22 protein-coding genes and 1 pseudogene are annotated in these 22,178 nt (G+C 58.4%); 5 read left to right on the forward strand and 18 right to left on the reverse strand.

Translation table 11 applies throughout. The features are described 5' to 3' along the window. The 4 genes from NKI47_RS30450 to groL all read left to right on the forward strand — a co-directional run. Nucleotides 1-350: aminotransferase class III-fold pyridoxal phosphate-dependent enzyme (locus tag NKI47_RS30450; RefSeq protein WP_352594788.1), on the forward strand; the 350-nt coding region annotated here is incomplete at its 5' end. Next, nucleotides 347-1,330, forward strand: a complete 984-nt coding sequence (gene bioZ / locus NKI47_RS30455) for a 3-oxopimeloyl-[acyl-carrier-protein] synthase BioZ (protein ID WP_352594790.1) — start codon at nucleotides 347-349, stop codon at nucleotides 1,328-1,330. The genes NKI47_RS30450 and bioZ, both read left to right, overlap by 4 nt. 430 nt (nucleotides 1,331-1,760) lie before the next feature. Beyond that, nucleotides 1,761-2,057 carry a co-chaperone GroES gene (gene groES / locus NKI47_RS30460; RefSeq protein WP_019863563.1) on the forward strand — a complete coding sequence of 99 codons (297 nt, stop codon included), beginning with the start codon at nucleotides 1,761-1,763 and terminating at the stop codon, nucleotides 2,055-2,057. A gap of 63 nt (nucleotides 2,058-2,120) precedes the next feature. Further along, nucleotides 2,121-3,776, forward strand: a complete 1,656-nt coding sequence (gene groL, locus NKI47_RS30465; protein ID WP_352594792.1) for a chaperonin GroEL — start codon at nucleotides 2,121-2,123, stop codon at nucleotides 3,774-3,776. Nucleotides 3,777-4,644: 868 nt separating this feature from the next. On the opposite strand, the pseudogene NKI47_RS30475 reads toward groL, so the two are convergent. The 15 genes and pseudogenes from NKI47_RS30475 to NKI47_RS30545 form a co-directional block, all read right to left on the reverse strand. Continuing rightward, a pseudogene (locus NKI47_RS30475) lies at nucleotides 4,645-4,803 on the reverse strand (ATP-binding protein); the annotation flags it as partial. Between the two features lie 172 nt (nucleotides 4,804-4,975). Beyond that, nucleotides 4,976-5,338 carry a DDE-type integrase/transposase/recombinase gene (locus tag NKI47_RS30480; protein ID WP_352594794.1) on the reverse strand — a complete coding sequence of 121 codons (363 nt, stop codon included), beginning with the start codon at nucleotides 5,336-5,338 and terminating at the stop codon, nucleotides 4,976-4,978. A gap of 28 nt (nucleotides 5,339-5,366) precedes the next feature. Beyond that, nucleotides 5,367-5,756 (reverse strand): hypothetical protein, encoded by a 390-nt coding sequence (locus NKI47_RS30485; RefSeq protein ID WP_352594811.1) that lies wholly within the window; start codon nucleotides 5,754-5,756, stop codon nucleotides 5,367-5,369. A 78-nt stretch (nucleotides 5,757-5,834) separates the two neighbouring features. Next, nucleotides 5,835-6,521: a response regulator gene (locus tag NKI47_RS30490; RefSeq protein ID WP_023679590.1), complete on the reverse strand. Its 687-nt coding sequence runs from the start codon at nucleotides 6,519-6,521 to the stop codon at nucleotides 5,835-5,837. Between the two features lie 718 nt (nucleotides 6,522-7,239). Further along, nucleotides 7,240-8,280, reverse strand: a complete 1,041-nt coding sequence (virB11, locus tag NKI47_RS30495; protein ID WP_023673699.1) for a P-type DNA transfer ATPase VirB11 — start codon at nucleotides 8,278-8,280, stop codon at nucleotides 7,240-7,242. Continuing rightward, nucleotides 8,264-9,403 (reverse strand): type IV secretion system protein VirB10, encoded by a 1,140-nt coding sequence (gene virB10, locus NKI47_RS30500; protein ID WP_023679589.1) that lies wholly within the window; start codon nucleotides 9,401-9,403, stop codon nucleotides 8,264-8,266. Before virB10 ends, virB11 begins: the two co-directional genes overlap by 17 nt. Further along, complete coding sequence (locus tag NKI47_RS30505) at nucleotides 9,396-10,280, reverse strand: TrbG/VirB9 family P-type conjugative transfer protein (protein WP_352480564.1); 885 nt, start codon at nucleotides 10,278-10,280, stop codon at nucleotides 9,396-9,398. Before NKI47_RS30505 ends, virB10 begins: the two co-directional genes overlap by 8 nt. After that, a complete protein-coding gene (locus NKI47_RS30510) occupies nucleotides 10,277-10,990 on the reverse strand; it encodes a type IV secretion system protein VirB8 (RefSeq protein ID WP_023679587.1) in 714 nt (237 codons plus the stop codon). The genes NKI47_RS30505 and NKI47_RS30510 overlap by 4 nt, the downstream gene beginning before the upstream one ends. After that, on the reverse strand, nucleotides 10,987-11,145 hold the full coding sequence (locus NKI47_RS30515) for a type IV secretion system lipoprotein VirB7 (protein ID WP_081731114.1): 159 nt from the start codon (nucleotides 11,143-11,145) through the stop codon (nucleotides 10,987-10,989). The genes NKI47_RS30510 and NKI47_RS30515 overlap by 4 nt, the downstream gene beginning before the upstream one ends. Nucleotides 11,146-11,172: 27 nt before the next feature. Beyond that, nucleotides 11,173-12,060, reverse strand: coding sequence for a type IV secretion system protein (locus NKI47_RS30520; RefSeq protein WP_023762840.1), 888 nt, complete (start codon nucleotides 12,058-12,060; stop codon nucleotides 11,173-11,175). A 58-nt stretch (nucleotides 12,061-12,118) separates the two neighbouring features. After that, nucleotides 12,119-12,802, reverse strand: coding sequence for a TrbJ/VirB5 family protein (locus NKI47_RS30525; protein WP_023673704.1), 684 nt, complete (start codon nucleotides 12,800-12,802; stop codon nucleotides 12,119-12,121). Nucleotides 12,803-12,815: 13 nt separating this feature from the next. Continuing rightward, nucleotides 12,816-15,185 carry a type IV secretion/conjugal transfer ATPase VirB4 gene (gene virB4 / locus NKI47_RS30530; protein ID WP_023685155.1) on the reverse strand — a complete coding sequence of 790 codons (2,370 nt, stop codon included), beginning with the start codon at nucleotides 15,183-15,185 and terminating at the stop codon, nucleotides 12,816-12,818. Then, on the reverse strand, nucleotides 15,185-15,511 hold the full coding sequence (locus NKI47_RS30535) for a type IV secretion system protein VirB3 (protein WP_023673706.1): 327 nt from the start codon (nucleotides 15,509-15,511) through the stop codon (nucleotides 15,185-15,187). Before NKI47_RS30535 ends, virB4 begins: the two co-directional genes overlap by 1 nt. Next, nucleotides 15,511-15,816, reverse strand: coding sequence for a pilin major subunit VirB2 (gene virB2 / locus NKI47_RS30540; protein WP_023673707.1), 306 nt, complete (start codon nucleotides 15,814-15,816; stop codon nucleotides 15,511-15,513). Before virB2 ends, NKI47_RS30535 begins: the two co-directional genes overlap by 1 nt. A 74-nt stretch (nucleotides 15,817-15,890) precedes the next feature. Further along, entirely contained in the window at nucleotides 15,891-16,676 is a 786-nt protein-coding gene (locus NKI47_RS30545; RefSeq protein ID WP_352480565.1) for a type IV secretion system lytic transglycosylase VirB1, read from the reverse strand. A gap of 1,287 nt (nucleotides 16,677-17,963) precedes the next feature. Between NKI47_RS30545 and virG the strand changes: the two genes are divergently transcribed. Then, the gene (virG, locus tag NKI47_RS30550; protein WP_023685159.1) at nucleotides 17,964-18,689 is read left to right on the forward strand and encodes a two-component system response regulator VirG; all 726 of its coding nucleotides are present in this window, start codon (nucleotides 17,964-17,966) and stop codon (nucleotides 18,687-18,689) included. Between the two features lie 248 nt (nucleotides 18,690-18,937). On the opposite strand, the gene NKI47_RS30555 is transcribed toward virG, so the two are convergent. The 3 genes from NKI47_RS30555 to NKI47_RS30565 all read right to left on the reverse strand — a co-directional run bounded on the left by NKI47_RS30555 (nucleotide 18,938) and on the right by NKI47_RS30565 (nucleotide 22,145). Then, the gene (locus NKI47_RS30555; protein WP_352480566.1) at nucleotides 18,938-19,306 is read right to left on the reverse strand and encodes a hypothetical protein; all 369 of its coding nucleotides are present in this window, start codon (nucleotides 19,304-19,306) and stop codon (nucleotides 18,938-18,940) included. Between the two features lie 75 nt (nucleotides 19,307-19,381). Beyond that, the gene (gene virD4 / locus NKI47_RS30560) at nucleotides 19,382-21,127 is read right to left on the reverse strand and encodes a type IV secretion system ATPase VirD4 (RefSeq protein WP_352480567.1); all 1,746 of its coding nucleotides are present in this window, start codon (nucleotides 21,125-21,127) and stop codon (nucleotides 19,382-19,384) included. 247 nt (nucleotides 21,128-21,374) lie between these two features. After that, complete coding sequence (locus NKI47_RS30565; protein ID WP_352594796.1) at nucleotides 21,375-22,145, reverse strand: hypothetical protein; 771 nt, start codon at nucleotides 22,143-22,145, stop codon at nucleotides 21,375-21,377. Nucleotides 22,146-22,178 lie beyond the last annotated feature (33 nt).

Consider the following 22,178-nt stretch of genomic DNA (forward strand, 5'->3'; position numbering starts at 1 on the left):
CAGCACTCGCCAATGTCGAGATCTGGCGTGACGAGCCGGTGGCCGAGCGGATCGCGGCCTTGAGCGAGAGACAGGCCGCCGGGTTTCGACGCTTTCGCGACAACAGCTTCTTCACCGACTGCCGGGCGACCGGCACGATCGCGGCGCTCGACCTGCGAACCGGTTCCGCAGGTTATCTCGCCGAGATCGGACCGAAACTGCGCGCTTTCTTCCTCGAGCGAGGGCTACTTGTGCGCCCGCTCGGCAATGTCCTCTACTTTCTGCCACCCTATTGCATCACCGGCGACGAGCTCGAGCGACTCTATGACGCCATTGAGGAGGCGGGCGAACGCTTCGGGTCCAGGCCATGAGCAAGTCGTCGCGCATTCTCGGATTTGGCCATCATGCGCCTGGGCGAAAGGTGGCGAATGCCGAAATCGAGAGCAATCTCGGTCTTGATCCAGGCTGGATCGAAAGGCGTACCGGGATACGGTCGCGCTTCTGGGCAACCGACGAAGACACGCTGTCTGGTCTTGCTGCGCAGGCCGGCGACATGGCGCTGGCGAACGCCGGCATTGCGCGCCACGACATCGGTCTGCTGCTGCTTGCCACCTCGACGCCCGACCATCTTCTGCCGCCCAGCGCGCCGCTGGTCGCACACAAGCTTGGCCTTGGCCGCGCAGGCGCGGTGGATCTGACCGGCGCCTGCGCCGGCTTCATCTACGCGCTCATGTTCGCGGACGGATTTACCCGTCTGCACGGCAAAGCGAGCCTTGTTATCGCCGCCAACATCCTCAGCCGCCGCATCAATCCAGCCGAGCGCGCAAGCTCGGTCCTGTTTGCCGATGCCGCCGGCGCCCTGGTGATCGGTCAGTGCGATGATGCTGATCGGGGCATTCTCGGTGCCTCGGTGGATTCGGACGGCTCGCGATACGGGCTGATCCAGATTCCCGCAGGAGGAAGCAACAAGCCGTTCCACGGTGACCTCGATCTCGCGCAAACCCGAATGAGGATGACGGACGGCCGCGAAGTGTTCGCAATGGCCGTGGAGATGATGACCGATTGCTCGACAAGCGCTCTAGCCGCTGCCGGAGTGCGGCCACACGATCTCGGCCGGTTCGTGCCGCATCAGGCCAATACTCGGATTTTCGACGCGGTCGGGAGGAACCTCGGCATCGCGGACCAAGCAATTGTCAAGACGATTGCCGAATACGGCAACTCTTCGGCCGCGACGATCCCGCTGTCGCTCTCGCTCGCCAACCAGACGGAGCCATTCCAGCCTGGAGAGAAAATCCTTCTGTCGGCGGCGGGTGCGGGTCTCAGCGGCGGCGCTCTCGTGGTTGGAATCTAGCCGGCCGGCTCACGCGCGCAGGACTGGTCATGAATGGCGATAGGGCAACAGAACCAATGCCAAAATGGCCTTCTGAAGCTCGACATGACCGAGCTGACGCAGCACGACCCCGTGCGAGCCTCTGGATGAGATCAAATGCATCACCCGTTGCATCATTCGTGCCATCTGAATAAAGCTCAAATACAAAGGGTGAGCCGCCCCATATATGTCTGATACCCGACATTGTTCACATAAAAGGCTCGATGCTTACACGCTCTTTACTCTCTTCTCTTTGCTGCCTTCTCTTTTCTCTTTGCTCTTTGCTCTTCCGTCTTGACTAGCAGGAGCCTGCGGCTTATCTCATTGCCGCGTTAGCACTCGCTTCGGCTGAGTGCTAGGCATGCTCCGGCAACGGAGCACCGTTCAACATCCGCACCAAGGAAATCCAAAAATGGCAAAGTCGAATTTCCGGCCGCTGCATGACCGCGTGGTCGTACGCCGGGTCGAATCCGAATCCAAGACCGCGGGCGGGATCATCATCCCCGATACGGCTAAGGAAAAGCCGCAGGAAGGCGAGATCATCGCCGTCGGTTCCGGCGCCCGCGACGAAGCCGGCAAGCTGGTCCCGCTGGACGTCAAGGCCGGCGACCGCATCCTGTTCGGCAAGTGGTCGGGCACCGAAGTCAAGCTCAATGGCGAAGACCTTCTGATCATGAAGGAATCCGACATTATGGGCATCATCGGCTGAATATCGGCCTCACCCTCATTTAAATCTTCGGGCTTAATCCAAGCCCCTGCCAGGAGCTAAAAAATGGCTGCCAAAGACGTAAAATTCTCCCGCGACGCCCGCGAGCGCATGCTTCACGGCATCAACATCCTCGCCGACGCGGTGAAGGTGACCCTCGGTCCCAAGGGCCGCAACGTCGTCATCGACAAGTCGTTCGGCGCACCGCGCATCACCAAGGACGGCGTCACCGTCGCCAAGGAAATCGAACTTTCCGACAAGTTCGAAAACATGGGCGCGCAGATGATCCGCGAAGTTGCTTCGAAGACCAACGACATCGCCGGTGATGGCACCACGACCGCGACCGTTCTGGCGCAGTCGATCGTCCAGGAAGGTAACAAGGCGGTTGCCGCCGGCATGAACCCGATGGACCTGAAGCGCGGCATCGACCTGGCCGTGACCGAAGTCGTCGCGGCTCTCGGCAACGCTGCCAAGAAGATCAAGACCTCCGAGGAAGTTGCCCAGGTCGGCACGATCGCCGGCAATGGCGATGCTTCGGTCGGCTCGATGATCGCTGAAGCGATGCAGAAGGTCGGCAATGAGGGCGTCATTACCGTCGAGGAGGCCAAGACCGCCGAGACCGAGCTGGAAGTCGTCGAAGGCATGCAGTTCGACCGCGGCTATCTCTCGCCCTACTTCGTCACCAACGCCGACAAGATGGTTGCCGAGCTCGAGGACGTCTACATCCTCCTGCACGAGAAGAAGCTGTCCAACCTCCAGGCGATGCTGCCGGTTCTCGAAGCCGTCGTGCAGACCTCCAAGCCGCTGCTCATCATCTCGGAAGACGTCGAAGGCGAGGCTCTGGCCACGCTGGTCGTCAACAAGCTGCGCGGTGGCCTGAAGATCGCCGCCGTCAAGGCGCCGGGCTTCGGTGATCGCCGCAAGGCCATGCTGGAAGACATCGCCATCCTCACCGGTGGCCAGGTCATTTCGGAAGACCTCGGCATCAAGCTCGAGAATGTCGGCCTCAACATGCTCGGCCGCGCCAAGAAGGTGTCGATCTCCAAGGAGAACACCACCATTGTCGACGGCGCCGGCAAGAAGGACGAGATCCAGGGCCGCGTTGCCCAGATCAAGCAGCAGATCGAAGAGACCACGTCGGACTACGACAAGGAGAAGCTGCAGGAACGTCTGGCGAAGCTCGCGGGCGGCGTCGCGGTGATCCGCGTCGGCGGCGCGACGGAAGTCGAAGTCAAGGAAAAGAAGGACCGCGTCGACGACGCCCTCAACGCGACCCGCGCGGCCGTGGAAGAAGGCATCGTTGCAGGCGGCGGCGTCGCACTGCTGCGCGCTTCGGCCAACATCAAGGTCACCGGCGTCAATGCCGACCAGGCTGCCGGCATCAACATCGTTCGTCGTGCACTGCAGGCTCCGGCCCGTCAGATCGCTTCGAACGCAGGTGCGGAAGCTTCGATCGTTGCCGGCAAGATCCTCGACAACAAGGGCGCGACCTACGGCTACAACGCCCAGACCGGCGAATATGGCGACATGATCGCCATGGGTATCGTCGATCCGGTCAAGGTCGTGCGCACTGCCCTCCAGGACGCGGCCTCGGTCGCCGGCCTGCTCGTCACCACCGAAGCCATGATCGCGGAGGCTCCGAAGAAGGAGTCAGCTGGCGGCGGCATGCCTGGCGGCATGGGCGGCGGCGGTATGGGCGGCATGGGCGGTATGGATTTTTAATCCAGCCCCTATCAACTTACAGCGGACAGGGCGGCAGCAATGCCGCCCTTTCCTTGTGTGCCGAACATGATCGAAACCTTGGAGTGCGTCCCGAGGATCTCGTTCGAGCCTCACCGCATGGTCGAGAATTAGGATCTTGTCCGATCGAGCAATTCGCGGGCTCAACCTGGTCAAACCGGCGCCCCCTACGAACTGCCCGATCCTTGAGGATTCCGCTGCGCGACAATCACGATGCTTCATTCAGTTGGTAGCTATAGGCGGTGAATCATGAGGGGCATTGAGGAGCGTGGCAAGGCGCGCATCTCGGCATTTAACTCCATCGAGCGTGATATCAGGGACAATTCTCTCATCGGAACCGGCGGCTGGCGTTGAAGGACCCGGTGAATCATCCTGTTCTATAGTGGAGCAGACGCGCTCTGAGCCTCAAGATCAAGCGTTTCCTCCTCTGAGTATCCTTGATCTGCCGCTGGACATTCTCGTTGATATTGCTGAGCGGCTCAGCCCGATGGATCTGCTGAGGATTTCGCACACAAATCAAGAGCTGCGTGTCGCCGCGATGATAATCGCAACGCCTCAAGAAAGGCGGATTCAGGTTCAGGCCATCTGTGGCAGCCCTTGCAACCGGGCTCCAGCAGCGTCTCGTCGTCGTGGCCGAGGGGCCTCGTGACCCCGACGACTGCGCTTCGGCCTTGTGGGGCCTCGGAGCGGGCGTGGCAGCGCTTGCACCCGAGCTCCAGCGGCGTCTCATCCTCCTCGCCGAAGGGCTTGAGCCCAGGTCTCAGACCATTGCCCTGGAGGGCCTCGGAGCAGGCGTGGGTGGCGGACATAGCAGCCTGTCCCATACCTATGAATACGTTTGGCTGAAGCAGACCGATGGCTGCGCGTCGAAGCCGAAGCCGTCGAGTTCGCGGACAAACGGGAACTGCGCGATCTTGCTCGACATGAGCGTGTCGAGCTGGTCGCGGATCGCCGTCAACTTCAGCCGATCCAGGATTGCGATCAGCAGGTCATGATCTAGGGTCGTCATCACCAGCTCCCTCCGGCCACCGCTTCGTACTCGGCGAGTGGCCGCAGCAAGGTGGCCGGGGGTGATCTTGATCCGCTCGGCGCGCACCGGCCCTTCGAAGCCGGCAACGCCGACAAAAGGCTCTGTCGCAAACCTGGAAATGGGGTTGTGAACGGCCATTTCGGCCTGTCCGTCAGGCAGCGAGGAGATCGAAACAGCGATCGACAGACTTGTAGGCATACCTCGCCTGTCGCTTGCCCATCATGTGGATCATCTCGATGCCGGAGAGGATAACCACGTCGTTCGCATGCGACTTGAAGCCGAGCATGGATCGAATGCGGCTTGATACGCCGGTGATCCTGTTCGATCCGATTGTTGAGATGCCGGCTATTGCGGAGCGGATCGGCTTCAGCGGTCGCCGCGATCGCTGCCGCAGCCGGCTTTCAGCGTCGCAGGAAAGGATTGCTTCGTAATTGGTCTGGCTGCCGTCGATGACGATGCGCTCCGGCCGGCCATGGCGCGTCAGCGCCTTGCGGAGGAAGCGTTGGGCCGCCACCAGGTTACGGTTTTCGCTAAAGAAGAACTCACCGTATCGCCGAGGATGTCGATAGCGCGGTAGAGATACATCCATGGCCGCAGACCTTGATGTACGTCTCGTCCAATGCCACTTGCTGCCGACCACACGCTTGCGCCGGTTGAAGCGCTCCAGCAGCTACGGCGAGAAGTGGGCAACCCAGCGATGCACAGTGGAGTGGTCGACCTTCAACGCGTTCGGCCATCATCTCTTCCAGATCGCGCAGGCTCAGAGTGTAGGCCAGGTACCAGCGCACGCACAGCAGGATCACCGACTGGTCGAAATGGCGGCCCTTGAACATCACGTGCTCCTCCACAGCTGAGGCGTTTTTCTTGCCATGCTCGCTTACAAAAAGGTTTGCGACAGAGCCGTTCGAACCGCATGCCGACACCATCGTCAAGGGCGGCCGCGATGTCCATTATGGCCACAAGCTCAACCTGACGACGGGCAGGCAGTCTGTTCTTTCAATTTAGACCAACTATGCGGATGCCGCCTCAGTCAATTCAAGAATGTAACCAATGCCGCGCATGGTCGTGATACGTGGCGTTGCACCTGACCTACTCAGGTGTCCACGTAAGCGATAGATTCCGACTTCAAGCGCGTTGGCAGATACCTCGTCGTTGAACGAATAGAGGTGATCTTCCAACTGCGCACGAGGCACGATGCGGCCTGCACGGATAAGCAGATGCTCTAAAATACATAGTTCGCGGCGTGCGATCTTCAGAGGATGACCCGAGACGGAAACCTGTCGGCCGATCGGATCGAAATTGAGATTGCCAAATACAACGATGGGGTCGGTCACCTGTGTCGACCGGCGCAGAATGGCTCTCATTCTGGCGATGAGCTCATCGAAAGAGACGGGCTTGAGCAGAAAGTCGTCCGCGCCACCGTTGAAAATTGCAATCCGCTTCTCGAGATCGTTGATGCTACTCATAATGAGGGTTGGAACTGAATGCCCGTTGCTCCTTAGCTGTCTCAGCCAGCCCAAGCCATCGCCATCTGGCAGAGCCAACTCCAGCAGGAGAATTTCATAGGTTGCGCAACAAAATGCCCTCGACGCCTGTTCCAGGTTGCCAACTACATCAACGGCAAAACCGCTATCCCCGAGCGCAACTCGCACAGCGCGCGTAAGATCCACATGATGATCAATGAGCAGCGTTCGCATTTCACGTCCTATCAAGGTCGGACAGGTCACCGTCCGCTGTAAGACCGGGGCGACAGCGGAAGTCGCGCAACTCTTCGTAGTGTTCGTAACGCTCTTTCCGATGGGTGATCGCGGGAGCATGCAAGCCGCACGCCTGCAATAGTCGGGGATGGAACACGTGAAGACCTGTTGACGGGCTGAAACCGTCGGTCGGCCAGCCCACAATGCCACCGACTCTGCCTGCGATTTCTCTGCGCATCGATCCTCCTATGGGTTGCGTCGCAAACTCCAGCTGAGGTCGCAAGGGCAGGTTGCGGCTTTGTTCATTGAGAGGACCCCCTGGAGGCAATACCAGGAGGATTCCCTATAGGGCACTTCCCGATTTACCACCGGTCATTCCGAACCACGTTCGGCGGCTTTGAAGACACTCATTGAGCGCGGCTAGGTAAATCAAGGGTACGACCTGCCGGGTGTCGATGCCGCTTTTGAAGCAGGCATCGGCACCAGCTCGGTGAGCGTCGCCCGCGCAATTCAGCGGACGCGCTCGATACACCCAGTCGAATCGTGCCGCAACTTGCCGCGCCGACAGGGCGCCCGAAGACTTCAGACTTGTGACCGAAGGTCTACGCCCAGTCCTCCTCCCATTATCCACCTCCCTCAAATCAAAGTGGACGTTCAATCTGAACAAATTACGCCATCGTATCACAAACGACTTACCGATCCCCGACGTGCTCTAGCCTTAGTGCTTGTTAAGAAGGTCGGCTACTGTCTCTCCGCGTCGCCGGGCATCGGCGGCGAGCCACACCTCCCCCACCTCATACACGTCGCCGTGGGTACTGAACGGCACAATGACGTCAATGGCAGCCGACAGCAGGTCAAGAAGCGTGTGGTCTTCCACAGCAGCTCCTTGCGGGCTGCTCTTGACGAGTGAAAAGAGCTTTTTAAAGCCTTGGACCGGATCCGCCCCATGAATCGTTGATATTGATCCCGCATGGCCGGAGACGACTTCGCTAAGGTAGGCCCAAGCAGCATCATCGCGCATCTCGCCAAGCAATATTCGATCAGGGCGCATGCGCAAGCTGGCTTGCAACAGTTGCTCGGCTGTCACCGCACCTACGCTTGCTCGGTCCTTCGGATAGAGTAACCGGACATGGTTCTCGTGCGGGATTGCAAGTTCGAGCGTGTCCTCGATACTTATCAGCCTCTCTTGCGGGGGTATAGCGTTGATCAAAGTCTTGCTCATTGTCGTTTTGCCGCTTCCAGTAGGTCCGCAAAGCAGCATCGTGAGCCGCCCGCAAACGCATGCTCGCAAAAATTGCTCCAAGTCACCATGGTCGTAGTGCTGAAGAATCGTTTCGTCCTGCCGCTCTTGGCGCTCCTTTCGTGACCGCCATTGATTCCAACGCGAGTATTCGTAGCGAGAAGAAACTTCCTTGAGTTCGGTCACACGACTTGAGGGACGCCGTATCGTCAGGCTTATTGTTCCTGAGGGAACAGCGGGCGGCAAACAGATCTGCAGCCGCTCTCCGTTCGGCAGCTCAGTCGCACAGAGGGGGCTTTGCGGTCCGACATCTTGCTTGCGCAGCGCTCCAGCGAGGATCGCGATGTCCTCCAGATCGTCATAAGATAGCGGTAGCGGATGTTTCGTGAAAACGCCGGCCTGTCGGACAAAGGCTTCCCCAGGCCGGTTGATAGCGACCTCTTCGGTCCTTGGCTCCTCAAGCCATTTCAAAACAGGGTTGAGAAGCAAACGCAATTGAGGGTCAGCCTCCGGTCGCATTGTTGTCTCTCCGGCGTTGGCGATGTTGGGGGGCTGGCGCCACGGCGATCGGTCTAAGATCGTATACATCTGAGAAATCGAGGTCCCGAGCCACAAAGATCGATACAGCATCTCCCTGGTTTTTCTTCAGAGTTGGCGGAACGTTGATCGTTGCTCTAAGGGTCGTGTCAACGGCTTGTCCGGCGTTGCTCTGGAAGCTGTTGATGCCGCTTCCTCCACCTGAGCTGCCAGCGTATTGACCGGCGGCCTGAAACGCGCCTTGAATGACGCTCATGAGCATTGCTCCGCCAAAGCGCTGCCAGAAGTGATTATCCACCGTGCCAGGCATTCCGGAGCGGCCGAGCTCGTCAGCGCCCGGCGACGCTAGCGAAACGAGGGCATGGTCAGGCGTTTCGATGCGCGTCCACAGCACGAAGACACGCGCATCCCCCTGTTGGAGACCACGCTGGATCTCGCCAATCACGGTCGTCCCGCGATCCAAAAGCACCACGTTGTTGGTGGCGCCGCGGACGTCTTTAGGTAAGACGCACTTCACATAACCCGGTAAATTTGTGTCGACTGCCGTTTGCAAAATGCAGGGAATTATCGTTCCTTGGGTAATCACGAGATCAGGGTGCGGCAAAAGTGTGGCCCGGCTTGGCTCCTGTATATCTGGCTTCAATCGCCCCGTCAGATCGCCAGCGTCTGAAATCTCATGCGAGGTCGCGGGAGCATCCCTATGGTTGTCTTCGCTCCGCTGACCGTCGTTGGGCATTTGACCGCTGCCACTGTAGGCGAAAATTGGTGTTTCCTCCGGCGGCGGATCAGCTGGCGCCGGAGGCGGCGTGGATGGCGCAGGATCTCCTGCCTGCGCCGCCTGTACGGGTGCTGGAGCTTCGGGAGCAATCTCAATCGGCACGGGGCGGAATGGCTCGGCGTCGGCGACAATTGGAGGTTTTGGCTGAGTTGGCTCGTCTTGTGTGCTGGGACGACCGCCGAGCCAGATGAGCGATAGAGATGAGATGAGAACAAGAGCAGCGACGGCCAACTTCTGCAATCCCGAAACATGCCGGCGGGCCGGCTCCGAGACCATCGATCCTGAGGCATGGACATCATGTCCCGACTGTGGGCCGGTTTCATTCATCGGCCGGGCCTTTCAAAACGCGCCACACGTCGGGTGTCACTGTACCGGTCACTGGCGCTCGTCCCACAGGGTCATAAGCCCTGTTGAAAATGGACAAGACCGTATTGCCATCTCTCAGACGCCATTCCCGGGCGACTGCGGATACTTCAACATAGTCTCCTTTGACCGTGTAATTGGCAGCGGCTTCCTTGCCGTCGGGATTGATAATGTAGAGGGAGGGTATGCGGGAATTGCTTGCGAAGCCAAATACGGTGGTAAAGCCATTATCGAAAACTTCCAGCGGCGCCAGCGATCGATCGCCCTTTGCGACGTAGTGAAAATTGCTTTCGTCCGGACTGGTAGTTGCGGCGGGCCGATTCAACAAATCCTGAACTCTCTCGTCGCGCAGCACTTTCGCCCGGGCCTGACCAAGAATCGAGCGCCTTTCTGCGTCCTTTCTCTGAGCAGCAGCCTCATCAGCAGGATAGGTGAACTGCACACTGTAGTATAGGTCAGGTTGCTGCTCATCGAGTTTTGGCATCGCTCTCGTTGAAATACTGAAGACGTATCTCCGTGTACCGGACTCACTCTCGGCCAGCACGATGACCGGCTGCGGCGGGAGCATCCGGCTAGCCTTAAAAAAGAGATAGTTGGCGCGCGGGAGCGCAGCCAGGTCTTTGCTATTGGAAACGGCCACGGCTGCGACTGTCTCGTTGGCCGCGAATGTGACAACCAGCGTTGCCCCCACTGCGGTAGACAGGCGCACCACTTCGTCAGGACGGTAAGCCAGGTAGCGCATGCGCGCATCATGCTTGCCGGCAAGTGGTGTGTCTTCCGCGGACGCTTCCATCGTTAAGAAGAGTGAACAGACCAGCGCGAGAAACGCTCTTTTTGTCATGGCTGCACATAGCCCAGGTTCGATACGCTATCTTCCGAGCTTTGATAGGAAGTGACGAGTAGACCTCCCGGATTGGTGAGCCTCGATTGCCCAGGCAGACCCGTCAAGCGCTCGTAGCGGATGGTAGCTGTCCAGGTGGTCACTATCGGCATCTGCCCATCGACAACAAGCGTACGTTTGTAACGGATCTGTTGAACGTCCGGACTGATGTCGTTTGAAGAAATATGCCCGACCTCGAGCTTGCCGCGTTTGCCGACCGTGACTTGCGGCGAGGTGGGATTCGGATAGTTGAAGAAATCTTGATATTGCTGTCGCACAGCCGGCGCGCTGAAACTGGATACGAGGTCATAGGCGTATTGGGCTGTATCTGCTGTGTACCCCTCGCGCAGGCGTACATATTCCCACAGCGAAGCATTTATGACGGCTCGGTCTTGGGTTGCCGGCAGTCGAGAGACTGACACTTCGCTGTCGACGGTCCCATCCGGCCGGACCCAGAGGAACACAGGTACGAGCTTGGCCAACGGGACCATGGCAGCAATGGTAAATGCCTGGGCAACATTTCCTAGGACCGCCGCTGCGGCAAAGGCTATCAGGGCCTTTGACAGGCGCCGCGCAGACTTCGCTCGTGAAGTTTGAAACGCTTCCACCTTCTTATAATGGGCGGCTAGCGTTTCTCTCTCCACCAGAAGGGCATGTTCAGGAACTTTCACTTTGGCTCTTCCGCGCATTCGACCTGAAGATCCTCAGGGGTGGTTTCCCATTGTCCCACGTTCAGTTGGAATGGGGCACCCGCGCATGTCGCAAGCCCATGGCTCGTCTTGCAGGCGGCCAAAGCGAGGATTGACAGAAGTAGGCAATATTTCATGTTTTTGGCACCGAGCTTGTCGATTGATTAACCACCCGCCGTTTTGGCAAAGTGGCGATTGAGGCTGTTAAGAGGTCGGTTCGCACCTCCCCAAGAGCCGCCGGCGATGCTGCTGGCGATCGTCGGAAGCGCGACGATCAGAGCGTCACCAGCTAGGAAAAGCATGTCGAGCTCGTAAAGCCCGATGATCTTGGCTGCTGTCGTGCCCGAGAATTTGATCATCAAAAGCATGGCTGCCAGCGAGACTGCTTCGGCAGCGATTACTATCGTTGCAACGATGTTGAGGAGGAGAAGCAGCAGCCCGTACGAGAGCAGTTGGCCGATCCATCTGGTGGCTATGTCTCGAGTGTGATCAAAAAGGTAGCCTACAAGGACCAGGGGGCCGATCGTCAAGAGCACCTTCGTCAGAATTCCAACGGCATCGTAGATCTCGAACGCTGTCCACAGCGCGCCGTAGAAAATCCATTGCGCTCCCTCGAAAGCAAGTATGTCCTGGCCGTTCATAGGCCCAATTTCGGAAGCAATCAGCTGAAAGACATACTGGCTTGAAGCAAACATTAGATCGAGCTTCTGGGGGATTCCGATGAAGGGCAAGTCGCTGCCACTGATGTCGTGAGCCAACCTCGGAATCGTGTCGTCGAAGAGCGCTTCAATGTACTGCTGATAGTTGGCCTGCCCTAAGATAAGGGCGACGACAATCGACACCATGATTACGCGCGAGATACCCCCGCGCGCATCGACTTGACCACGCATGACCAGACAGCCTTGGATTATTATCCAGAGCGTGACACACGCAACCAGAGGCGCACTGACCGCCGCTTGGACGTTTTCAAGCACTTTGTGCAGCCCGGACGTGAAGGCCCCATGAAAGATCGTGTGTATAGTCGTGAATGGCGCGGGAATTTTGAAATTCATGGCGTGAGCCTGATGTGTCCCTGATCAGCGCAGCTGAGCCTGATGAACTCTGTGTGGTTTACGGGAGGATGCTAAACATATTAGCGGTGTCCTGATGTTCGCGACGCTGCGTGGCGGCCTCCTCCACGGCGTGAAGGCTCCCTTGTGCAGTGGCCATTGTCAGCAGACTCGTGGCCTGGACATTTTGGATCATCGCATCGTGAATCTGCTTGAGGACCAGACCGTTGGTCACGGTGGCCTGCATAATATTTCCCGAGCGGGAAAGCTGACCAAGCGTGCCGGCGTTATCCTTAAGGCGCTTGTCCATCATGCCCAAAGTGTCGGCTGCAATAGCTGCGGCATTGGCGGCCCCGGCGATTTGTCCCTGTAACAGTTTCGCTTCTGAATCGGTGCCGTTGACTATCCGATTTGGGTCCTTCGCAATGTTACGGGCCATAATCGAAGCTGGCGCCCGAGCATCAAACATCTGCTCCTCCAGCTTATTGCTCGACGGGTAGTGATTTCCTTGGTTAAGTGAGCTTAGCAGTCCCGTGACAGCGAATGACGACGTTAGAATTGTCACCATTTCAATCGTGGTAGCGAGCGTCTCGATTGACCTCTCAAGGATCGCCGCATTGGAAAGCGCTGTTAAGGTCGCTTGTGTTTCTGTTACAGGGTCGCTGACGATAAATTGCGAACGGGCCTGTCCGTGAAGCAGAAGGGAAGCAGCAAGGGTCGTTACTGCAAGTTTGGCAAATTTCATGAATATTCCTCCGTCAGTCTTGAACTTCGTGGTACCGGGCCATGAACTTGTCGAGCCACCCACTTGGGGCGTCTCCGTGCTGGTTACGAAGCTGGTCGGCAAAGCGCACTGTGTTGGCCCGCCCCGAGAGTACGGCTACGTACTCGCGCATCTGCCCAAGATCGAATTCGCAAACAATACTCCCGCTATCGCGCTTGAGCAAAAACTTGCGGCTGCCGATTGCCATTCCCTGGCGGATTGCCTCGAACTCCTGCGCAGTGCACTTCAAGCCATCGACATACGCAGAGCGGTCCGCCGTCGGTGATGGGTAGAAAATTTTCGTCATACATTGCGCAACGAGACTAGCTCCGAGAGGCGATTCCAGAACGTGTTCAGGCTGCTGCGTTGCGAGTATCAACATGCCGTTGTTTTTGCGGACCGTGAGCAAGAACTTGTCGATAACGGCCGAGAATTGGGGGTTGAGTAGATAGAATCGAAATTCGTCGCAGCTCATGACGAACCGACGACCATCGACGATAGCGCCCACTCGATGCAGAAGGTATGCGGCGGCCGGTGCACAGACCTCCTCATATTCCAGGAGCTGCGTCATGTCGAAGCCCGTAATGGAGGCATCCAGCCTTACTTCGTCCACGTCGCCGTCAAAGGCCCATCCAAGCGCCCCCCCTCTACACCACCGCTGCAGCCGTGCTCCTGCGCCCTCGGAGGGGCTGTGCAATAGGAACTCGCGCAGGCCCGCAAGTGAGCGCATAGGGGGTTCGAACGAAAGCTGACGAACAATGCCGCGTTCCAGCCGACGGCTTTCCTCCGGCGAGATCGGACCACGGCCGTCACTCTCGATCAGGGCCATCAACCACTCGCGCAGAAAGTCCCGGGAGGCGGAGGTGTTGTCCAGTCCACGCAGAGGGGCCAAGCCGCTCGGAGCGCCTCTGCGCAACGCAAGATATGTCCCTCCCGTGGCTCGCACCAGCAGTTCACCACCCCGATCCTTGTCGAAGAAGACGATCGCACCATTGCGATCGACCAAGCTTTGCTCAAGCATCGCGAGGACAAAGGTCATCAGCGTCGTCTTGCCTTTGCCAACGGGCCCGAATATTGCCGTCATGCCGACGTCATTCTCATGGGGGATGTAGTCGAAAGAAGTTCCACCGTTTGTGCGAAAGCGCGCAACAGCATTGCCCCAGTGGCCGGAACTGGAACCGCTTGGGAAGTTCTCAAATGAGACGAGCCCGGCAAAATTGTGTGAGGTGATCGCCCCCGGGCGCGTGCGCCACCTGTTGTTCCCCGGAAGTTGGGACCAATATGCGGCCTCCATGCCGATGCCCTCTTGGACGATAACGGCGCCGGCGTCGGCCAGCCGTGCGCGGGCACTTGCTGCGCGATCTGCAAGGCTATTGAGGCTGTCGGCATAGACGCACAGGCTCAGATGATGCGAACCCATCACGAATTCGTTGCTTGCCAGTGCGTCCTCTGCCTCGGCAAGTTCATTGATCTGGGTGAGAGCCTTGTCGCCGGCACTCGTCATCTGGCTGGACTTAAGGCTTAGTTTGGCATGAGCTTGTGGGCGAGTGAGGAAGGAAAAGCTCTGGCTCAGGACAAGCGGGAAGTTGGCGGACAGCAAGGAATTTAGCATGCCCGGCCGCGTCGTCGCCGGATATTCACGGAACGAAAACAATGATCCGACGGAGCTATCCCCGGGCCTTCGAATCTCAAGCGCCCGCTTCCCGCAGATGACCTGGTCAGTGTAGATCGAGGCGCCAAGTGAGCCGGTAACCATCGGAACCGGAAGAAACCGGCAAGTCATCATGAGCCGAAGCGCCTCGCCGATTTCCGTGAAGAGCACGTTGCCTTTCTCACGAATGCCCAACCGGCGCAGACCGTAACCGCCGAGTGCGCCAGCAGTGATGTGCCAGAGGTCTTCCAGGCTCCGCATTTGGGTGGCTAGATCGTGCTCATTCCGTCTGCGGGACTTGGCAATCCGCAAGCCGATCTTGCCGATTGCGGTGCGGGGGGACACGATCAAAGTGAGGAAGTGATCGTTGCGAAAGAGCTTTCCCGACAGCACACGACGCTCGTAGGCCTCGCTCAGACTGCCAGCGAATGCACTTTGAAACTGGCGCGGCGCCGGCGCCGGCACATCGTTGTGTCTCACAAGATGAGCGTATATCGAGACATTGTCATCGGCGATGTTGCGCAAGAGAGTGTTGAACGCGCGGCAGCGCGAGTTGCGCATCTCAGCGTCTTCCAAATCAAAGGGCACACCGTTCACATGTGCCATGGCCATGATCGATCCGTCTTCCAGAAGGACAACCTGATCGCTTACGTGACCAACATACGGAAGGTAGATCTCGCCAGACCTCTCGGTCCGGCCGCTGGCGCCGAACATTACACCATTCCTCTTCCGCGTTTCGGCACTCTGATCGGATTGGCGCTGACGCTTGCGCCTCCCCAGACCGGCCCGTCCACGCTTCTGCCGGCCGTCTGCAAATAGAGCAGCACGACGCTTGCCGCGTTATAGTCACGCTCAACAACCAGCCGTGCTCCGAACCAGAGTGGCACGAGAACGATTTCGTAGAGCGGGTTCTGAAGGATAATGATAACAAGCCCAGCCAACATCATGAGCAATCCGGCCAGCGTCAGCGGCACCCCCAGAAACAGTGCGGGGCGCGTCGCCGCCACATAGAGGGTGCTCACTTCCAACCGGTCGCTCATCAGCCGCCGCCTATGAGCGCCTTGCCCAGGAAGCTGGCCCCGAACATGATGACGATCCCTCCAACGACACCCGCAACCAAGCCAAGTGAAGCACGACCGAACATCCAAGAGATACCGATGGCTACGAGCCCGAGCACGGCCAGTGATTGTCCAAAGGGGCCAAGTATGAACGTGCAGATATTCTGGACCATCTTGGCAGGATCCGTCCCTCCGGTCACCTGAGCCGCGGCTGGCCCGCTGTAGAAGACCGTCCACGCCGCGCCTGCAGCAGCGGCCGGTACATATTCAGCCGCCATGCGCAGCATGGAAAAAGGCGAAGGAACACGCGTTTTAAGCGCACGAAGTATCTTGAGTGGCGTCATCATTGCATCTCCATGTTTCAATCGAATACGAGTTTGTTCGGGTTCGCGGGTTCCCGTGCTTTCGCAGCCTGGCTGCCTGTCGGATCGGAGGGATCGGCCCCGGAGCGGTCCGGCTGATACGAGCCCCAGATGTCCCAAGAATCTTGGTTGGGCTGCTTCTTTCTATTGGCCTGTTGGCTCTGCTGGAGCAGAGGCGGCACGGCTTTCCGACCGGGTGCCTCAAGGTGCGGCACATCTCGAGCAGTCGGCTCCAGCGTTCTCTCAAGGAGACTTGAGATGTCCTTTGCGGCCGACTCGACCTTGCGTACATAACCGTTGGCGAAGCCATGCGTGACGTCGCCCGTGTTATAGGCCGAGATGGCACGGCGAAGCGCCAGTTGCTGTGCCACAGCAGTGGTGCCGCCGGCATACCGGCTTTCAAGCAAGTGGGCGGCAGCCGAAAGCGAGGCGCAGGGCTCGAAAGCCCTTTCCGGCGTGAGATTGAGCATGGCAAAGTTCTTGCTGTTTATCTGCATCAATCCAACATCGACAGAATGTTGTGCTTCGAGGCGTTCCTTGATGCCCCGCGTGGCTTCCAGGTGGTCTATCCAGCGAAGCTGCTCACCTGTGGTGTTGTCATGAGCCACCAGCGTTTCAAAGCCACTTTCAATCTTGGCAATCGCGGCGAGGGTGGACGGCGCAACCCAGGGGGCGCATTTGCGCGACAGGCTGCGGAACTCACGCGGAGAAAGTGGCGCGGGCTCGGCTGGGAGTGACATGGATGTCATCAGGACGATGGCCAGCGGCCAAGCTGCAATAAACATTCCCTATCACCTACCTTTCCAAGCCGCCGGACGGGTTCTGGCCCTGTCCGGCACGCGCTTATCGGGGAGGTTTGTTACTGTGTGATGTTCAAGTTCAGCTTTTCGGTTTCAACTGAAGCAAAGACCGTGTTCGTATCAGCGCGGGTGAGCATCTTGCGCATGCGTGGGTGGCGCGGGCCCGATCAGCCAGCGACATCCGGAGCATCTTGGTACAATAACTCCTGTACAGGATTGCTCGTCCCGGCCGTCCGTTGCTCCTGGAGTGTGGGCCGCGACTTCGGCGTCATGGATGGTACTTCTGTCAGCGCCAAGCCAAGGACAAAAATGGGGAGCTTGGCGGGTTTGTTCAGGCTCGGGATCACCGTGGGGAATCGACGAAGGCGATAAAGCAGCCCAACTTTGCCGGTATGCTGCCGGTCCTCAAAGAGCAGCCATGCGCGGCCCTGCACACTCAGATCATTGCTTGAGACGCGAGCTCGTCCGCGAAGCTGGCTCGAAGGCGCAAATCCGCGGGGGAGAGGGTCAACTGGGAAGACGTGGCGGCGCAGCCCATCCTGGTGCGAGCCTGGTTCAGCTGTTCCCGCCGTCAAAGGGTGGATCATGCACAGTCCCATCGGCAGAAATCCGCACGTCATTGACGGAGTCCGACGGCGCAATGGACAAGCATAGTGACACGCTCAAGATGGAGGAGTTGCAGTAACTGAGAAATGTTAGCCCGGACGTTCACCGCAACCGGCGACCTGCCGGTCGCCCGAACAGCATTTGAGGCCGCCGGCCACCTTGGACGAAGCCGGCTTGGCAGGAGACATACTATTTGGCACAAGGCCGCTGCAGCGAATCACGGTCTTCTTCCGCCGACCGCCTATCCGATCAAGCCAAACGCCGCGCTGCTCAACCATGTCCGAGCTGGATCCACGAGCCGGAGGATATCGAGATGATCCAGGTCCGCAAACTCCAGGATGACCAGGATGCAAGGGCATAGCAGGAAACCTGGCATCCATGAGGTCAAACTCGAGTGATATTGGCAGGCCTGCACCAACGGGGGAGCTCGAAGCGAAAAAGCGAAGGACCGCACGGCAGGGTCATGTCGGCGCTTGAACCTGTCTGGTGGCCACGGGCTGCCTTGGTGCGGTCAATTCGCTGGGGATGAAAAGACCAGGACGAGCACGGCCTCACATTGGCCGCACGCCACGGCGAGTGGTATCAGGGGCAGCTGTTCTGGGTCCGTGCCCCAGGGTTGCTCGGCAACAGGTTTAGACAAGGGGATTCAAGATTGAAGGTGTGCCGTTGAAACATGTTCTTGTCATTGACGATGATGCCGCAATGCGGCGCCTCATCGCCGAGTATCTCACGATGCATGCCCTGAAGGTAACCGCAGTCCACGATAGCAAGCAGTTTGACTATGTTCTTTCACGTGAGCCAGTCGATCTCGTGGTTGTCGACCTTAACCTAGGCCGGGAGGATGGACTTGCGATCGTCCGCAATCTGGCGACAAAATCGGATGTTCCTATCATAGTGATCAGCGGCGACCGGCTTGATGAGGCGGAAAAAGTGGTTGCACTGGAGCTCGGCGCAACCGATTTCATTCCCAAGCCTTTCGGGATGCGCGAATTCTTGGCCCGCATTCGAGTAGCGCTACGCCAGCGCATTTCTAGTCCACGAACCAGAGAGCAGCGCTCATTTCGCTTTGGGGCCTGGAAGCTCAGCGTGAAGCAGCGGCGACTGATCTGTGCGGAGCGTGGCGAGGTCAAGCTTACCGCATGTGAGTTCAATCTCTTGATCGCATTTCTGGAGAACCCCCGCAACGTGCTATCCAGAGAACGGCTTTTGCTCGCGAGCCGTGTGCGTGGAGAAGAGGTGTACGATCGAAGTATCGATGTCCTAATCATGCGCTTGCGCCGAAAGCTGGAGGCTGATGCGGCCAACCCTCGCCTGGTCAAAACATCCCGTGGCGCAGGGTACTTCTTCAACGCTGACGTAGACGTTAGCTACGGAGGCACGTTGGCCGCGTGACAGTGAGCTATGCTGGAGATTGGGGTGACGAGGCTGATCAAGTCTTCCAACAGTACCAGCCTGATCAGTTACGGCGAGAGCTACCGGTCCGGAGATCGCATCAGCCCCTCTCTGCATAGGCACGCGGCCGCCTGAATTGCCGATTTCGCTCAGCTGCTGCTGAATGGCGACGGCTTGCGGCGTGTTCAGGGCGCTGTGCGTCTCCGCTGGCCACAACAGCGCTGGGGAATGTTCATTGTTGGGACGACTCACTCGGGTGGCAGGTGGTTGCCCTGGTCAAGCGCATCCGGCGAAGGGCGGATCTGCTGTTCGCTGGCAGCCAAGACTGGGGGCGGCGGCCCGAACTCCGGCGTCCCAGAGCTTGCGAAAGCCTCCGACACGCTTCTGTTGAGGTCATCCCGTCCAGCGGGCATCCCTGGGTTGCTGAAAAAAGACGAGGCGGCTTGATGATCCTGCCCTCGCTGAAGCACCTCGCGAAACCCCTGTTCCAGTCGCAGAAGCTCCTCTGGATCGGTTGGCGGCTCGTCAGCTCGACCATCGAACAGCGGCCGGAGCGCCTCGGACACGTGCTGCTCAAAGCCCACTCGCCGGGCCTGGACCGCTTGCCCGTCTTCCAAGCCGGCGTCCTGCACCTGCGACAAAGCTGTTACACGGGATGGATTACTATTTCGCGGGTCCATACTAGCCTCACATCAAACTGTATCGTCAAAGTCCTGCGCCAATTCACACAGCGGGTCATCGAGTTGAGATTCTGCGGAGAGCGCCTCCTCTGCTCCCATCAAGGGCGCCGGCTCCGGGAGGGCGCCTGTCTGGCTTTCAAAGATGCGTTTCAGAATGCGATCCGAGAAATAACGCACCTTCCTCAATTTTAATGGTGGCAGACCTTTGATGAGAACAATCTCGTAGTCGTCATCGAGCAGCCGAACCTGTTCGGGACGCAATAGCGGTGCACCTTGATGTGAATTCTGAATGTTCCAGTCGAACGTTCGCGCCTGGCTGTGGGAAATCGATTTGGCTTCAAACGTGTATTCACCGATGGCCTTGGAAATGTAGTTCGGAGTCTCGTCATCAGCCGTGGCCATGAACACTTGCAGTCCGGTATTGCTGAGAAAATTCTGCTTGCCAGCCTCTCCATAAGCCCCCGTCAGTGCCGAAAGGCTTTGGATGATGAGCATGAAACGCCCCTTGTAGCCCGCGATAGTCGTGATTGCGGTCTCGATCGCCTCCAGCTTACCCAAGTGCTTGAACTCATCGAGCAGGAAGAGAACCTCGTGCTTTTCATCCCGGCGGGCCAGCGACCGCTGCAGAATTGAAACGATTTGCTGAAAAAACAAGCGTATCAAAGGCGCGATCACCTCAAGGTCGTTCGGACCAACGCAAAGATAGATGCACGTTCTGCGACGGCGAAGATCATATACCGAAAAGTCCGAGCGACTTGTAGCCGCCTTTACAGCGGGATCCGCCCACAGGTTGAGCCCGCCATCGCCGAGCACGGAAGTGTAGGAGGTTAGGATTTTGGTATCGTTCCCCGCCATGTCGTCGAAGATGCGTTGTGCCTCTTTGTTCTGGGTCTCCATGGCGAGTCGCGCGAAGAGCTTAAACTTCTCCCCCGGCTGGGCGAAGAGGTCATAGACGGCGCCGATTGTTGGCGTGCCCCGCTCGATGCAGGCAAGGATTCCCGCGACAAAGATATCTCGAGCGCCGCTGACGAAACCTTCCGCGCCCTCCCCCTTGGCCGTAATCAAGTTTGCGGCCAAGCGGCGGGCTTCGGTGAATTGCTGCTGTGGAGGCAGCGCTATAAGATCCAACAGCGGATTGTAGCAGTTTGTGCGCCGCTCCGAATCCAGCGGCGCGAATTTAAACACGTCGTCACCTGCGGCTTTGCGCGCCCTCGAGGTGAGCTCAAAGAGCTCCCCCTTGACGTCCAGAGCTATCACCGAGCCTTTGAATGTAAGTAGCGTTGGAATGACTATGCCGACGCCCTTGCCAGCGCGGGTCGGTGCAACGATGAGGCTGTGAGGCTGCTCGCCATTGGTCAGGTAGTAGCCAGGCCAGAAAGGGCCACTTGTCTTCCCAAACACCGGCCCTGTCACGCCACGGTATCGTCGCAGATATCCCGTGCGTCGCATTTCATCCACTCGAGCCCAACGAGCCGTCCCGTGGTGTTCGAGCTTGCGGCGCAATACGATCTGCTGAATCAGCAAGACGACCGCGGACGTCGAGAGCACGATAGCCGCGCCCCGATAGAAAACGGGGGTTGCGAAACCCAAATAGAAGGGCGTCTCAAACCAAAAGGCACGGACATCAAACGCCATCAGAGCCTCGCCGCTACCGCCGTGGCGGAAGGTTGCGTAAAGACTTGCCGCACAGAAGCCCACGGCGAGTGAGCACGCGATGCTAATGGCTATGTTGGGGGGCGTCGTTTTTGTTGAAAGCATTGTTCCATTGCCGGATTAGCCGTAGCTAATGCTGCGCGTGCTTCAGAGACCGAACCGACGTCGCGCGATGTCGCCGCTCGACAGATCGATGCCGCAGCGGGTGGTGCGATGCTTGCAGCGCATCACCCGGCAGACGTGGTTTTTGAAAGTTACACTAAGCAGGTACCTCAACGGCCAGCGAATTGGAAACGGCAAGGCCGTAAACGGAATTCGGGAGAGAAAGCGTCACTGTACCATGGCCGAGACCTCAACGGCCGGAGCGATCTCTGCTTCTGGTGGCCTCCATTAGGTCCTCTCGGGCGTGATTGTAGGTGTGGCTTATGGACTGCCCGACTTGAGCACCCCGCTGCAGCTGTTCATAGGAGGTTTGCGGGCTTACTGTATCACGGACTGCAGCCTCAATACCTGCTATGTGGCCGTCCAGATTCGCACTCCGTTCCTCTGCTGCATGCTGCGGCGGCGGCATGTGCGGCAAGATGTGTTGCATGCCGGGAACTGAGTGAGCTTGGGCCTGTTGATTTGCGTCGAACTGGTGATACGCGTTGAGAATAGCATTGGATGCTGTCAACTTGACATTGACATCCGGATCAGAAGCCAATCCAATGGCCTGATCAAGAATGCGAGATTTATTTTCGTCATTAAACTTACTGAAGTGTGGCGCAACGTAAAGAGCTCCGAGAGCTTGCGACGACGGCTCCATGTTGCCAATGCGATTAACAATAGCATCTTGCATCCCTGGCGTTAGGTAATGGCATACATTACTGACCGCTCTGACTTGCTGCAACGCTACGTCATCCGGGGTGTACCCCAATCCGGCTGTTAATTTCTCGGCCAGATCGATGGCTGATCGTCCAAGCTGATTGGCCCGCCTTTCAAATCTCGCGAGGTCAGTTTCTGGCCCGGCTTGAGTGCCCCGAACGGCTGTTCGCTCGTGCGTCCCGAGGCCTTTGAAGCCCCCAAGATTTCGCGCTGTATCGCGCGGGTTAGCGGTTACCAGCCGTTCTGCAACATCGCTCAATGGCCCCTCTGGAACGTCACGGAGGCTACTGCT

Origin of the sequence: Mesorhizobium sp. M0633, from assembly GCF_040320645.1 — a bacterium.
Classification (GTDB): domain Bacteria; phylum Pseudomonadota; class Alphaproteobacteria; order Rhizobiales; family Rhizobiaceae; genus Mesorhizobium.